This window comes from Nitrosomonas sp. Nm58 (assembly GCF_900107335.1).
GTDB lineage: Bacteria > Pseudomonadota > Gammaproteobacteria > Burkholderiales > Nitrosomonadaceae > Nitrosomonas.
In genome coordinates this window covers 1-12,975 of record NZ_FNPQ01000053.1, presented here as the reverse complement: position 1 = coordinate 12,975, position 12,975 = coordinate 1, and the positions used below count along the sequence as shown (strand labels likewise).

The following is a 12,975-nucleotide window of genomic DNA, read 5'->3' as shown; positions in this document are numbered from 1 at the left end:
GTAATAGAGATACCATCAGCATAGTCGATCAGTATCTTGGCGCGTTCAATCTCGCGCGCCGGTGCTGTTCTTGATCTGGATAGCTCCTTCAGCATTTTCTTTTGATCCTCCATCAACACCAGCGCTGCACGTTTCGTTTTCCCCGCCATGGTCACCTCCGTCAAGAGTTGCATGATGTATAAGAACCATGACTACTATAAGTCAATCCGTAATGCTAATGCTGAAACGAACTGCTAGTTACTTGGAGCGACCAAGGATACTATACTTTGCACGCCAAGCGCATGCGCTAATAGCTAGCGCTCTCTTTCTTGCGCTTGCTTTTGCTGACTCTGCATCGTCTTATCAGATCGTCAATCATAAATCCCGTAGGCTCATGGACTGTTACCACCGTTCCAGTCACCAGTGAAATGAATTTTACAGAAGCTCTCAGTAGAGAGCTCAATCAATTAGATAAGAATTTAAGAGGATCAACCGGTTTCCCTCGCTCTCTAATTTCAAAATGAAGCTTCACAGCATCACTATCCCCCCCTCCCATTTCTGCTATTTTCTGACCCCTCGTTACAATTTCGCCTTCACGAACCAGAATCCTGCTATTGTGTCCATAAGCACTCAGGTAAATATCGTTATGCTTAACAATAATTAATTTGCCATAACCGCGTAATCCACTACCGCTATAAACTACTGTTCCGTCCGCGGATGCTAGTACTGACTGACCAGATTTACCAGAAATACTTACGCCCTTAGATTTTTCAGTGTATCTGCTCAGTATCTGCCCGTTTGCTGGCCAGCTCCACTTGATATTTTTATTATTTTTGCTTTCTGATTTCTGGGGAACATTTTTAGGAATACTTTCATTTTCAATGGTTTTTTGAGTGACTGGAGCCATCACCACAGTTTCTGCATTGACTGATGTATTAGTGGGTATATTAGTTGAATTCCGTAATTGAGCTGCTGCCGATTCAGAATATGGTAATTTAACACTTTTGGGCTCTGTTACTAATAAATTAGCAGAGCCTTCCACTTTAGATGGAGGAATTGATGGTGGCAACTCTTTAGCTTCGGAAGGTAAGATTGGCTGAGGAATTGGAAACAGAGTCGGCTGTGCTACGGTGGACTGCTCAGGCATTACCTGTTCCTGCTGAGAAGACGGTTTCTGCCTAGAAGGGACGGACAAATCAATTTCTTGACCAATCCTAAGTGCATTTGGATCTACTATCCCATTCCACTGCGCCAATTCCCTATAATCAATGCTATGTTTGAGCGCAACTCCATAAAGTGTATCCCCTCTTTGAACAACATAGATTTGCTTACTTGCTGCTTTATCTATTGCTTGATTTAACTTCCTCTGAGACTCAACGACTGGAGCTGGATATGGCGCAATACAACCAATTATTAAAATGCAAGGAAGAAAAAGTAATAAGCCAGATAAAATAGAAAACAGCTTCGATCTTACTATTAAGATAGCCATAATGATAACTCCATAAATTTCTAAACCGGCTTTCCTAATCATAATTTCCAGCATCTCTATTTTCCTCCTGCACCGCTTATTTGCTTATAACACCAGATAAAATTGGAACAAATTTCACCTCATCCAGTATAGTCTCAATAAACCCCTGAGGGGTATGCTCTATCACACACAGATTCTGCCTTCGACTTCCTTTTGGATAAACTATTCTACCTCTTATCATCAGTTGCTCAAGAAGTGATTCCGGTACTTGAGTCGTAACAGCTGTCATTATGATGCCGTCAAATGGTCCCGCCTCAGGAAGACCAAGCAATCCATCCGCATGTTTCAAGTAAGCATTGCTAATTCTCAGCTCACGCAAACGTATACGTGTACGCGTAAGCAACGGTCCGATACGTTCAATTGAATATACTTCTTGTGCAAGCTGAGCTAACACTGCAGTCTGGTATCCGCAGCCGGTACCTATTTCAAGTACCTTACCTAGACTTAAATTCGCACGAAGAAGCTCGGTCATTCTTGCTACAGTCCAAGGACTTGAAATTGTTTGGCCAAAATTAATTGGCAATGCCACGTCATCATAAGCTCTGGATGCTAGCGCCTCTTCAATAAAAAGATGCCGAGGGACAGTGTTCATTACAGCCAGCACTCTTTCATCCATGATGCCTTGTTCACGCAAACGCTCAACCATTCGCATCCGCGTTCGCTGTGATGTCATGCCAATACCTGAATGGCGCACGCTCACAAATCAATATCTCCCGTCATATTTTTCTCCAAAACACAGAGTCAGCATGATAACTCCAACCAATCTTTTAGATATCCTGTTTGATCATATCGAGTGAGATCTATTTGCAATGGAGTCACTGATACACGGTTATTTTGAACTGAGAAAAAATCTGTTCCCTCTCCAGCATCTTGCGCAGCACCTGCGGCACCTATCCAATAAACAGTCTGCCCTCGTGGGCTGAGCGACTTAATTACTGATTCAGCCTTGTGGCGACGTCCTAGGCGCGTTACTTCCATTCCTTGCAACTGCTCCTGGGGGATATCAGGCACATTGACATTCAGCAGAATAGGCACGTGAAATTTTTTCTCTATGAATCGCTTCACTAAATTCAATATAACATGCGCTGCAGTTGAGAAATTACCATCAGAAGCACTCACGAGAGATACAGCAATTGAGGGTATACCCAGGAGAAATCCTTCGGTAGCAGCTGCAACAGTACCAGAATAAATTGTGTCATCTCCCATATTAGCGCCATCATTAATACCAGAGATAATCATATCCGGCAAATTATCCAGCATACCGGTCACTGCCAGATGAACACAATCTGTCGGGGTGCCATTAACATAATAAAAGCCATTATGTGACTTGTGCAAACTAAGCGGACGATCAAGTGTTAGAGAGTTACTCGCACCGCTGCGATCACGTTCCGGGGCTACTACAATTATATCAGCTATACTGGAAAGGGTTTTGGCGAGACACGCAAGACCTGGCGCAAAATACCCATCGTCATTACTGAGCAATATGCGCATTTGAATTAATTTTCTGGAAATTAATGAGAAGTCAAAATATTATATTTGAATCTAATTACCAATCATTTTTTATAAAAGATTCAAATTTGCTAGCTAATTAAATTAAAACCTAATTCTATGAGAATACACTACATTATCTATTTAAGTAATAAACTCATTATATACTACTGTAAAACTAATTGGTCGGGGCGAGAGGATTTGAACCTCCGACCACTTGCACCCCATGCAAGTACGCTACCAGGCTGCGCTACGCCCCGACAACTTCAATTATAACAAATACACGCTCCAACATTAGTATCGTTCACAAAACAAGTCAAGAAAGGAATCCCGATACCGCTCTCTCGATTTCATTCTAAAAATATACATACCTATCTTTGAATATGAAGTTTTAGTAGATCTAGCAAAAATTGACGCAGACTCAAATTACAAATGATTACGCACACCATTTATACTAAACCCCTATTCATGAAGTAATTCACGTATACATCGAATAAGTAATACCTTCTGGATCATAGTGCTGATTTCCCTGTCGCTTAATTGACTCCTTTCAACTACGTAAATTCCTGATCCTACTACTGCAAAATAGGGGGCTTGATCCCATATATTTCACTTATTCCAATTCTCAATAGAAAAAGGAACAATTATATTAGTATAGCTTCTTAAATACAGACAGTTACGTATTAAATATATTTACGTTTCTATCGAGAATTAGAATTACTTCCCAATTGGGGCATATCGTTTTGCTAGTATGGAAAGGAAGATACTATTTGGCCTCATGCTTTCCCTGATAGTTCTTCTCCACCATTGATTTAAGTTTCTGGCTAGCATGAAAAGTAACTACACGACGCGCTGAGATGGGAATTTCTTCACCTGTTTTGGGATTGCGTCCAGGGCGCTGGGGCTTGGTACGTAATTGAAAATTACCAAAGCCAGAAAGCTTGACTCCTTCCCCTTTTTGAAGGGCCACACGCAATTCCTCATAAAAGGATTCCACTACTCCTTTTGCTTCACGCTTATTAAGCCCTACATTCTCAAACAACAGATCGGCCAATTCCGCTTTTGTTAACGCCATGTTTACCCCACCTATATGAACAAATCTTAGCTCGTAAACAAAATACAAGATTCCATAATACTCATAGACAAAATTTATTAAGAAAAAAATAAAAATATATTATCTATGTGACTCATGTACTTCACTGCTTAAAATTCTCTTATCAAAGATAGATTAATGAAACTCTTAAAACTTAAGAGAGATGGACATTAATATTGATATCAATAAAAAAACCCATACAGGGAAAATACTAAGAATGTTCCTCAGCAACCAAGTCGATAGAATATACATATCATATTCTTGCTCGGTGTAAAATTATCCCCGTAGCTTAGCATTATATTTGGATTCTAATATGCTGATTAATTTTGCAATTGCTTCATCCACTTCCTTATCAACTAAGGTTTTTTCACTATCTTGTAATAAAATACGAAAGGCAAGACTCTTCTTGCCAGATTCCATTCCTTTCCCACTATAAATATCAAAAAGATGAATTTCAGAAATGATAGCTGCTTTCTCAGCATTCATACTTTCTAGCAACATCTGAGCGCTTATATGATTAGCTACTACAATAGCGATATCACGCCGTACTGGAGGGAACTTGGAAAGTTTTTTAACTTTCGGCAATGCTCTTACAGATAAAGAATCAATATGCAACTCAAATAATATCGCAGGCTTGGGCAAATCATACTTTCTCTGCAGGCGAGGATGCATTTCCCCTAACCACCCCACAACTTTATCATTTTTATAAATTTGCGCTGATTTTCCTGGATGTAAGGTTGGATGAGAGAATTTCTCAAATCTCACCTGCTCCGGCCAGAATAGAGACTCCACATCCATCTTGACATCAAAAAAATCAATATTTCTAGCAACTTGCCCCCATTGCTCTGGCACCACATCACCATAACAAAGACCTGCAATATTCTCGGTTTGCTGATAATTACCTTCATTATTGGTAAAACAACACCCGATTTCAAATATTCGAACTCTATTCTGCTTATGATTAAGATTAAATTGCAAGTTAGCAACTAACCCGCCAATCAGACTACTACGCATCACACTCATTTGACTAGCAATAGGGTTTTTCAATACCACTGGCGAAAGATTATTCACAAAATCTAATTCCCAATTAGCATCTACAAACGCATAGTTGATTACCTCCCGATAGTCCCGACTTATCAGAATATGTTTTAATCGGGCTGGAGAGAGATTAATTACTTCAGACTCGGGAAGCATGGACATTATTGGGCGAGGCAAACTTGCAGGAATATGATCATACCCATAAATGCGCGCCACTTCTTCAATAAAATCTTCTTCTATCGCTAGATCAAAACGATAAGGTGGAGGTGTAACATGAAATACCTCATCATCAATAAAAAAATTGAATCTCAAGCGTGTAAAAATTTCTGAAATTTGCCTGCTTTCCATACCAATTCCCAGTAATCGTTTTATACGCTCCAGACGAACTTTAACAACATTACGTTTTGGTAATATATTCTTAACCTCAGTAATTGGGCCAGCTTTACCACCACATATACTTAGAATTAAATTAGTCGCTCGCTCTAAAGCATCTCGTGTCGCAGCAAAATTAACTCCTCGCTCAAAGCGATGCGCAGAATCTGAGCTGAATCCCAAGCGAAATGTTTTGCCGCTTATTACTTCTGGAGAAAAAAACGCGCTTTCCAAAAATACATCTGTTGTTTCTAGCTGTACACTGCTTCGAATTCCCCCCATGATTCCAGCCAATGCTAAAGGTTCAGTCTCATCAGAAATTACCAGCATATCCGACTGTAATTCAAGGTTTTCTCCATTTAGCAATTCCAAATACTCACCTGTTTTTGCATAACGCACATAAATTTTTCCTGAATACTCACTCCCAATCCTTGCCAAATCAAACGCGTGCATTGGCTGACCCATTTCGAGCATCACGTAATTGAGGATATCTACCACCACATTAATTGCGCGTATTCCGCCTCGCTCCAAACGATGAACCATCCACAGAGGCGTGGAGACATCAAGCGATACTTCGCGCACCACTCTTCCACAATAAAGTGGGCACATCTCAGGTTTATCTACGCATACTGTTATAGTATCGGTGATTTCGCTCTTAGCTGACTCAATTTCCGGTAAAACAAAATCTGTAGCAGTAATTGCTGCCACCTCTCGGGCCACACCGAATACACCGAGGCAATCTGCACGATTAGGTGTAAGTTTAAGTATGAAAACCCGATCATCAAGCGCATAAAAGTCCCTAAAATTCATACCATTTGGCGCATTCTCAGGCAGCAAAAGTAATCCATCCGCATTTTCACTCAGCCCTAATTCCTTTGCAGAACACAACATACCAAACGACTCCACACCACGCAATTTACTTTGCTTGATAACAAAGTCAGGTAAATGAGCGTCAACCAAAGCACAAGGTACTTTTACTCCAACATCAACATTTGGCGCACCACAAACAACTTGAAGCAGTTTACTGCCAGCCATCCCTACATCTACCTGACATACATTCAGTCGGTCTGCATTCGGGTGTTTTTGCATAGATACCACTTCGGCTACGACCACCTTATCAAAAGATGGCGCCACGGCCTCCACACTCTCCACCTCTAGACCCGCCATCGTTAGAGCTTGCGCCAGCTCATTACTCGAACAGGATGGATTTACAAGTGTGCGAAGCCAATTCTCAGAAAATCTCATGGCAATAATCTACAAATAAGATATGTACGAACGAAAAAATTTATTTAATTAAATTGCTCTAAGAAACGTAAATCATTTTCAAAAAATAGCCGTAAATCATTTACCTCATATCGTAGCATCGCCAACCGTTCTACTCCCAGGCCAAAGGCCAAGGCGGTATATTTCTCATTATCTATACCGCCATGCCTCAAAACATTCGGGTGCACCATGCCACAACCCAGCACCTCCAGCCATCCTGTATTACCACATACTCGACAGCCCTTTCCATCACACATGACACAACCGATATCCATTTCTGCAGAAGGTTCTGTAAATGGAAAAAACGAAGGTCGGAAGCGTATTGGCAGATCCTCACGCTCAAAAAATTTCTGCATAAAGTCTATCAATACACCTTTCAAAGCCGAGAAATTAACATTATCATCCACCCACAATCCCTCCACTTGATGAAACATAGGTGTATGCGTTACATCAGAGTCACAGCGATATACGCGCCCTGGCGCAATTACTTTTAGGGGTGGTCGATGATCTTTCATATAACGGATTTGAACTGGGGATGTATGAGTACGCAACAAATTCATACTATCCACATAAAAAGTGTCGTGCATTGCACGAGCTGGATGATCTTCAGGAATATTAAGCGCAGTAAAATTATAAAAATCAGTCTCAATTTCTGGACCTGAAGCAACAGTAAAACCAATCGAGCGAAATAGCGATTCAATGCGCGCCAACACTCGCGATATTGGGTGTAGACCGCCCGCACCCGATCCCCGTCCTGGTAACGTCACATCTAATGTCTCTCCTTCCAGCTGCGCTATCATTTTCTGTTCTTCAATAATTTTCTGGCGTCGATCAAGCGCTTCTTCCAACGATTTTTTAGCCTGATTGATCAGATTACCCATAGCTGGACGATCAGTCTGTGGTAGCGCACCTAATCCTCTAAGTAATTTAGTCAACTCCCCTTCTTTACCCAGATAGCGAGCCTTGATTTGCTCAAGTTCAGTTGCATTCTCTACCTTATCCAAAAGAATAACCGCTTCACTTACTAGATTTTCTAGGTTCTTCATAAAAAGCAATACGTTAAATCATGCAAGAAAAAGGGAGATCAAGTTTTCTTATCCTTGATCTCCCTTCACTTATTATTATCAACTAAATTATAGCGCCAGGCTTGTTCTAGCCCTTTCTACTATCTTCTCGAAGGCAGCTTTATCAAATACAGCAAGATCGGCCAGCACCTTTCTATCCAATTCAATACCAGCTTTTTTTATACCATTCATAAAATTGCTGTATGACAATCCAAACTCTCGTGCAGCTGCATTAATACGAGCAATCCATAAAACACGAAATTGACGTTTCCGTTGACGGCGATCGCGGTACGCATACTGGCCTGCTTTCATTACAGCTTCTTTCGCTACGCGATATACATTATTACGACGGCCGCGATATCCCTTGGCCAGTTTAAGTATTTTTTTATGGCGCGCATGAGCTGTTACACCACGCTTTACTCTTGGCATTACAAACCTCCTTATGCGTAAGGTAACATAGCACGCACCGATGCTATATCACTCGAATGAACACTAGCAGTTCCACGCAACTGCCTTTTGTTTTTGGTAGTTTTCTTGGTTAGAATATGCCGCTTAAATGCTTGGGATCGTTTAATATTACCACTAGCCCTCACTTTAAAGCGCTTAGCGGCACTTTTTTTTGTCTTCATTTTAGGCATGACTTAACTCCTATTTTATTAATATGGTTCGAGGTGTTTCTATTTAGTTTGAAAGCTTTTAAACCCAGAACCACTTATTTTTATAAATTCTAAAATTAATATACTCTATCTATTCACGTAATAAGAGTGATTAGCATACTCACGAAGTTATTATAGCTGTAGAAATCTTATCCTCTTGCTTTAATTCTTACGATTTACTTTTTTTTACTTCTTTCTTTTTAGGTGACAATACCATCACCATTTGCCTACCCTCTAGCCTGGGAAATTGCTCTACTATTGCATGTAATTGAAGGTCATCTCTTACTCGTTCCAAAAGACGAACACCAAACTCTTGGTGTGCCATCTCACGCCCTCTAAATCGCAGGGTAACCTTTACCTTGTCACCCTCGTCCAGAAAGCTAATCAAATTACGCAATTTGATGTTGTAATCACCCTCATCAGTATTTGGTCGAAATTTAATTTCTTTGATTTGGATCTGCTTCTGCTTAAGCTTTGCATCGTGCTTCTTTTTACTTTCTTGATAGCAGTACTTCCCATAATCCATCAAGCGACACACTGGCGGCTGAGCTCCTGGCGCAATCTCAACTAGATCCACACTGATTTCTTCAGCAAGAGCATTAGCAGCAGCAAGCGAAACGACACCGATTTGCTCCCCATCTATACCGATTAACCGTACTTCTGGTGCACTAATTTCCTCATTTATACGCACATTTTTTTCCTGGCTTATGGCGATTCCTCCGAAGTATATAAAAAATCAACTTACCTTTTCTAAAATTTCTACTTTTAGACGATCAATCAACATCTGCAAAGGCATTTGACCAAGATCAATATTTGATCTACTGCGTACAGAAACTATATTATCCTTTACTTCAGCATCTCCTACAATTATCTGATAAGGTAGTTTCTGTAAACTATGCTCACGGATTTTATAGTTTATTTTCTCATTTCTCAAGTCCGAATCTGCACGAATACCATGAAACTTAAGTTCATTCACCACACCTTGAGCATAATCTATGTGGTTCTTAGAAATATTCAGGACTACTACCTGAACAGGAGAAAGCCATAGAGGAAGTATGCCCGCATGATTCTCAATAAGAATACCGATAAATCGTTCCAGTGAACCTAAAATAGCACGATGTAGCATGACTGGTGTTTTTCTTAGATTATCTTCAGAAACATAAACCGCACCTAACCTATCTGGCATCGAAAAATCTAACTGCAGCGTGCCACATTGCCACACACGCCCAATACTATCTTTTAACGAAAACTCAATTTTAGGACCATAAAAAGCACCTTCCCCTGGCTGCAGCTCCCAATCAAGCTGTTTCTGATTTAATGCTGAACGTAGTGCCAACTCTGCCTTATCCCACTGCTCTTCTGTTCCCACCCTCTTTTGGGGACGGGTAGAAAGTTTAACTAAAACTTCATGGAAGCCAAAATCTTTATAAACACGTTGTAACAAATCAATAAATTGTATAACTTCATCTTGCACATACTCCTCTGCACAAAAAATATGCGCATCATCCTGAGTAAAGGCTCGTACGCGCATGAGACCGTGTAAAGCACCTGATGCTTCATTTCGGTGACACGATCCAAATTCGGCAAGACGAAGGGGCAAATCCCGATAACTTCTAAGCCTCTGATTGAATACCTGTACATGACCTGGGCAATTCATAGGTTTGATGGCAAAATATCGCTCTTCAGATTCTGTAACAAACATATTCTCACGGAAATTTTCCCAGTGACCAGAATGTTCCCATAATATTTTATCAATGACCTGGGGGGTACGAATTTCCAAGTAACCACCCTGGTTTAATATTTGGCGCATATACTGCTCGATCTGCTGCCAGAGAGTCCAACCCTTGGGATGCCAAAAGATCATACCTGGCGCCTCTTCTTGCATATGAAACAAATCTAATTGTTTACCTAGCTTCCGATGATCACGCTTTTCAGCCTCCTCTAAGCGCCGCAAATATGCTTCCTGATCTTCCTTTCTTGCCCAAGCTGTTCCATATATCCTTTGCAGCATCTCATTATGAGAATCACCTCTCCAATATGCACCTGCTACTTTCATCAACTTAAAAACCTTGAGCTTGGATGTAGATGGCACATGCGGACCACGACACAAATCAGTAAAATCACCCTGCGAATAAAGCGAAATAGCCTCACCCTCAGGTATCGCCTCAATTAATTGAGCTTTGTAATGCTCTCCTTGATTCTTGAAAAAATTTATAGCAGCGGAGCGATCCCACTCACTTCGCTCAACCTTCAAATCCCGCCTGCTAATATCCATCATTCTTTTTTCTATTGCAGCAAGATCTTCTGGTGTAAATGGGCGTTTATATGAGAAATCATAATAAAAGCCATCTTCTATAACAGGACCGATGGTTACTTGTACCTCTGGAAACAATTCCTTAACAGCATGCGCTAATAAATGCGCACTCGAATGCCGAATGATCTCTAGACCTTCAGCATCTTTCTCCGTAAGAAGCATGAGATCACTATCTGTTTCGATACGATTAGATAAATCAACAGTTTTACCATTAACTTTTCCTGCTAATGCTGAGCGCGCAAGACCAGCACCAATCGATTCTGCAACTTCCAAAACAGTCACTGGATGATCAAATATCCTTTTCGAACCATCTGGTAAGCGTATAACAGTCACTGATTTTTCCTTCTAGTTAAGTAAATATAAATATTTAAGTAATTTATTTTTACTCTGCACAGAGTAAAAGATAATGAGCAGTCAGAAACATAGCAAAAAATTACTTGTAAGAATTAATCAGGTTATTTACAGCCTGATGTATAAACAAGGTAAAAGTATTTCATAAGAGGTAGCGTTATTCAAATCGTTGCGAGGTTAAGCAGCATTATACAAGTTAATGGAGTGCATCAGCTCAACATGCTGATGGTACGTATTCTTGCAGTTGTTAGCAATTTGAGGAAGGTACGAATAATACGCTCAGCGTTGCTATTGATTTAGGGCCGGCCTATTAACGCGGATCAATTTCTAGCCTTAATAAATGTGTGATGGCCGGTGCCTGTGTACTCCTTACCACTACCTTAGCTTAAGTAAATCATAGCTAGGCAAATAACTGTCGCCGCGAGGAAGCGAGCAACGCTGCCCTGAGTTTTGTCGGTCAGAATAGCAGCACCCAATTCTCGGGAGAAGTCATCAGTGGTCACAAGCAGGTATACCCTAGGTTGGAATGGTGATAGTCCTTTACGCAGCAGCAAGCGTTTGGGGTTAAAATGAGCCAGCTCACCAGGATCGGATTTGTTATTGCTGACATGCCCTGCGCTCCTGGACGGCCTTCTCCACCTTAACAAGCCTTTTTTGAGCGCAACACAGCGGACGGAAGTGTTTATTCGCACTGTCACACTAAGCTAACTTCTCGTAGACGCACCCGTTTAAGGATCTGATAAATAAATCACGCTTCTCGGCTGAGCCGGCGCCGTTCCACAGATGGGTAATCTTCCAACGCAGCGTTTACTAAAACTACCAAGTCTTCTTTCGATAATCCAACAAGGTTAATCGGCTACGTTTATGAATGCTCATTTACAGTATTCTCCTGAACACTGTCAACAACGCTAGAAATTCTTACAAATTACCTAAACCATTCATCCTGTTTTTCAGGTCCAGATAAAGAAACCCGCGCCAAATTATATCTGCGCGGGTTTCGCTCGAAACAAAAAGGTTTAAATCTTCAATCTCTCCGAGTTCAAGCTAAATTAATCGACGTCTTCATCAGTGGAGTCTTCTTCGTCAGAGTTTTCCGCTTTACTTTCTTCACCATTTTCATCATCTTCAGCGTCTTCCTCCTCACCATCTTCATCCTCGCCCTCCTCTGGCTTCAACACCATCTTGCCAGCGGCTAGACTCGCATTCAAATCAGTCATCGGCACTTCCTCATGCACCAGATTCTGATGACAATCTATGCAAGTCGCACCTTCAGTTTGCATTTTCTTGTGCTCAGTTTGAGCACTTTCTCCCGGCGGCTGGGGATCTTTATGACATGTTCTGCAAGTGATGCTGTCCCATTTCTTGAGATTCAGACGCGCATCATGCGCCATGATCAGCCTACGCTCATTGAATTTCTCCAGCGTAGAATAATCATTAACCAGTTCCAGGTAAAGTTCTCTCGCACCATCCACAACATGCGTGGCGACTGCCAAGTGGAAATTCTCAATACCTTGCGGAATATGGCAATCCTTACATCCAGGATTAACGCCTAATGCTCCATAGTGCGAGGATTTTTTCAATTCTTCTTGTGGGTAAGTCATCGAGTGACAGCTAGTACAGAATCCTTCAGTGGAAAGCGCGGCTTCCCCTCCGAATACTACTGCTAGCAATACTACTCCCAGTAATGACCCAATCAACAAACTGCCAATTGATCCTTTTTGTAGCGCAGTCATCACTCTTTTCCTTTTTTATCGTCTTTTTTAGCTACTTTAGCACTAGCCTGGAATTCATCATGAAACTTAAATTTAGGCTCGCCCGCAAAAGTGCCA

At 41.1% G+C, this 12,975-nt stretch carries 12 protein-coding genes, 1 tRNA gene and 1 pseudogene; all 14 read right to left on the bottom strand.

What is annotated here, in order from left to right; translation table 11 throughout:
• Positions 1-442: 442 nt before the first annotated feature.
• Positions 443-1,522 carry a peptidoglycan DD-metalloendopeptidase family protein gene (locus BLW34_RS13395; protein WP_256203804.1) on the bottom strand — a complete coding sequence of 360 codons (1,080 nt, stop codon included), beginning with the start codon at positions 1,520-1,522 and terminating at the stop codon, positions 443-445.
• A 22-nt stretch (positions 1,523-1,544) separates the two neighbouring features.
• Positions 1,545-2,207 carry a protein-L-isoaspartate(D-aspartate) O-methyltransferase gene (locus BLW34_RS13390; protein WP_090580576.1) on the bottom strand — a complete coding sequence of 221 codons (663 nt, stop codon included), beginning with the start codon at positions 2,205-2,207 and terminating at the stop codon, positions 1,545-1,547.
• A 41-nt stretch (positions 2,208-2,248) separates the two neighbouring features.
• The gene (gene surE, locus BLW34_RS13385; protein WP_090543940.1) at positions 2,249-2,998 is read right to left on the bottom strand and encodes a 5'/3'-nucleotidase SurE; all 750 of its coding nucleotides are present in this window, start codon (positions 2,996-2,998) and stop codon (positions 2,249-2,251) included.
• A 180-nt stretch (positions 2,999-3,178) separates the two neighbouring features.
• A tRNA-Pro gene (locus BLW34_RS13380) sits at positions 3,179-3,255 on the bottom strand.
• Between the two features lie 506 nt (positions 3,256-3,761).
• Positions 3,762-4,070, bottom strand: coding sequence for an integration host factor subunit alpha (locus BLW34_RS13375; protein WP_090543938.1), 309 nt, complete (start codon positions 4,068-4,070; stop codon positions 3,762-3,764).
• A 294-nt stretch (positions 4,071-4,364) separates the two neighbouring features.
• Positions 4,365-6,743 carry a phenylalanine--tRNA ligase subunit beta gene (gene pheT / locus BLW34_RS13370; protein WP_090580573.1) on the bottom strand — a complete coding sequence of 793 codons (2,379 nt, stop codon included), beginning with the start codon at positions 6,741-6,743 and terminating at the stop codon, positions 4,365-4,367.
• Between the two features lie 44 nt (positions 6,744-6,787).
• Complete coding sequence (gene pheS / locus BLW34_RS13365) at positions 6,788-7,807, bottom strand: phenylalanine--tRNA ligase subunit alpha (RefSeq protein ID WP_090580570.1); 1,020 nt, start codon at positions 7,805-7,807, stop codon at positions 6,788-6,790.
• Positions 7,808-7,894: 87 nt separating this feature from the next.
• A complete protein-coding gene (gene rplT, locus BLW34_RS13360; protein WP_090543933.1) occupies positions 7,895-8,254 on the bottom strand; it encodes a 50S ribosomal protein L20 in 360 nt (119 codons plus the stop codon).
• 11 nt (positions 8,255-8,265) lie between these two features.
• Positions 8,266-8,463, bottom strand: coding sequence for a 50S ribosomal protein L35 (rpmI, locus tag BLW34_RS13355; RefSeq protein WP_090543931.1), 198 nt, complete (start codon positions 8,461-8,463; stop codon positions 8,266-8,268).
• A gap of 187 nt (positions 8,464-8,650) precedes the next feature.
• Entirely contained in the window at positions 8,651-9,196 is a 546-nt protein-coding gene (infC, locus tag BLW34_RS13350; protein WP_090580566.1) for a translation initiation factor IF-3, read from the bottom strand.
• A 21-nt stretch (positions 9,197-9,217) separates the two neighbouring features.
• Positions 9,218-11,128, bottom strand: a complete 1,911-nt coding sequence (gene thrS / locus BLW34_RS13345) for a threonine--tRNA ligase (protein ID WP_090580563.1) — start codon at positions 11,126-11,128, stop codon at positions 9,218-9,220.
• A 398-nt stretch (positions 11,129-11,526) separates the two neighbouring features.
• Positions 11,527-11,844 carry a hypothetical protein gene (locus BLW34_RS15785; RefSeq protein WP_143037934.1) on the bottom strand — a complete coding sequence of 106 codons (318 nt, stop codon included), beginning with the start codon at positions 11,842-11,844 and terminating at the stop codon, positions 11,527-11,529.
• Positions 11,845-12,195: 351 nt separating this feature from the next.
• Entirely contained in the window at positions 12,196-12,879 is a 684-nt protein-coding gene (locus BLW34_RS13340; protein ID WP_090543926.1) for a NapC/NirT family cytochrome c, read from the bottom strand.
• A pseudogene (locus BLW34_RS15780) lies at positions 12,879-12,975 on the bottom strand (cytochrome C554); the annotation flags it as partial. The gene BLW34_RS13340 and the pseudogene BLW34_RS15780, both read right to left, overlap by 1 nt.

Bases quoted from the DNA above. Each gene is read 5' to 3' on its own strand.
- BLW34_RS13395 (WP_256203804.1), bottom strand. From the start codon at position 1,522: ATGCTGGAAATTATGATTAGGAAAGCCGGTTTAGAAATTTATGGAGTT.
- surE (WP_090543940.1), bottom strand. From the start codon at position 2,998: ATGCGCATATTGCTCAGTAATGACGATGGGTATTTTGCGCCAGGTCTT.
- BLW34_RS13375 (WP_090543938.1), bottom strand. From the start codon at position 4,070: ATGGCGTTAACAAAAGCGGAATTGGCCGATCTGTTGTTTGAGAATGTA.
- pheT (WP_090580573.1), bottom strand. From the start codon at position 6,743: ATGAGATTTTCTGAGAATTGGCTTCGCACACTTGTAAATCCATCCTGT.
- pheS (WP_090580570.1), bottom strand. From the start codon at position 7,807: ATGAAGAACCTAGAAAATCTAGTAAGTGAAGCGGTTATTCTTTTGGAT.
- rplT (WP_090543933.1), bottom strand. From the start codon at position 8,254: ATGCCAAGAGTAAAGCGTGGTGTAACAGCTCATGCGCGCCATAAAAAA.
- rpmI (WP_090543931.1), bottom strand. From the start codon at position 8,463: ATGCCTAAAATGAAGACAAAAAAAAGTGCCGCTAAGCGCTTTAAAGTG.
- BLW34_RS13340 (WP_090543926.1), bottom strand. From the start codon at position 12,879: ATGACTGCGCTACAAAAAGGATCAATTGGCAGTTTGTTGATTGGGTCA.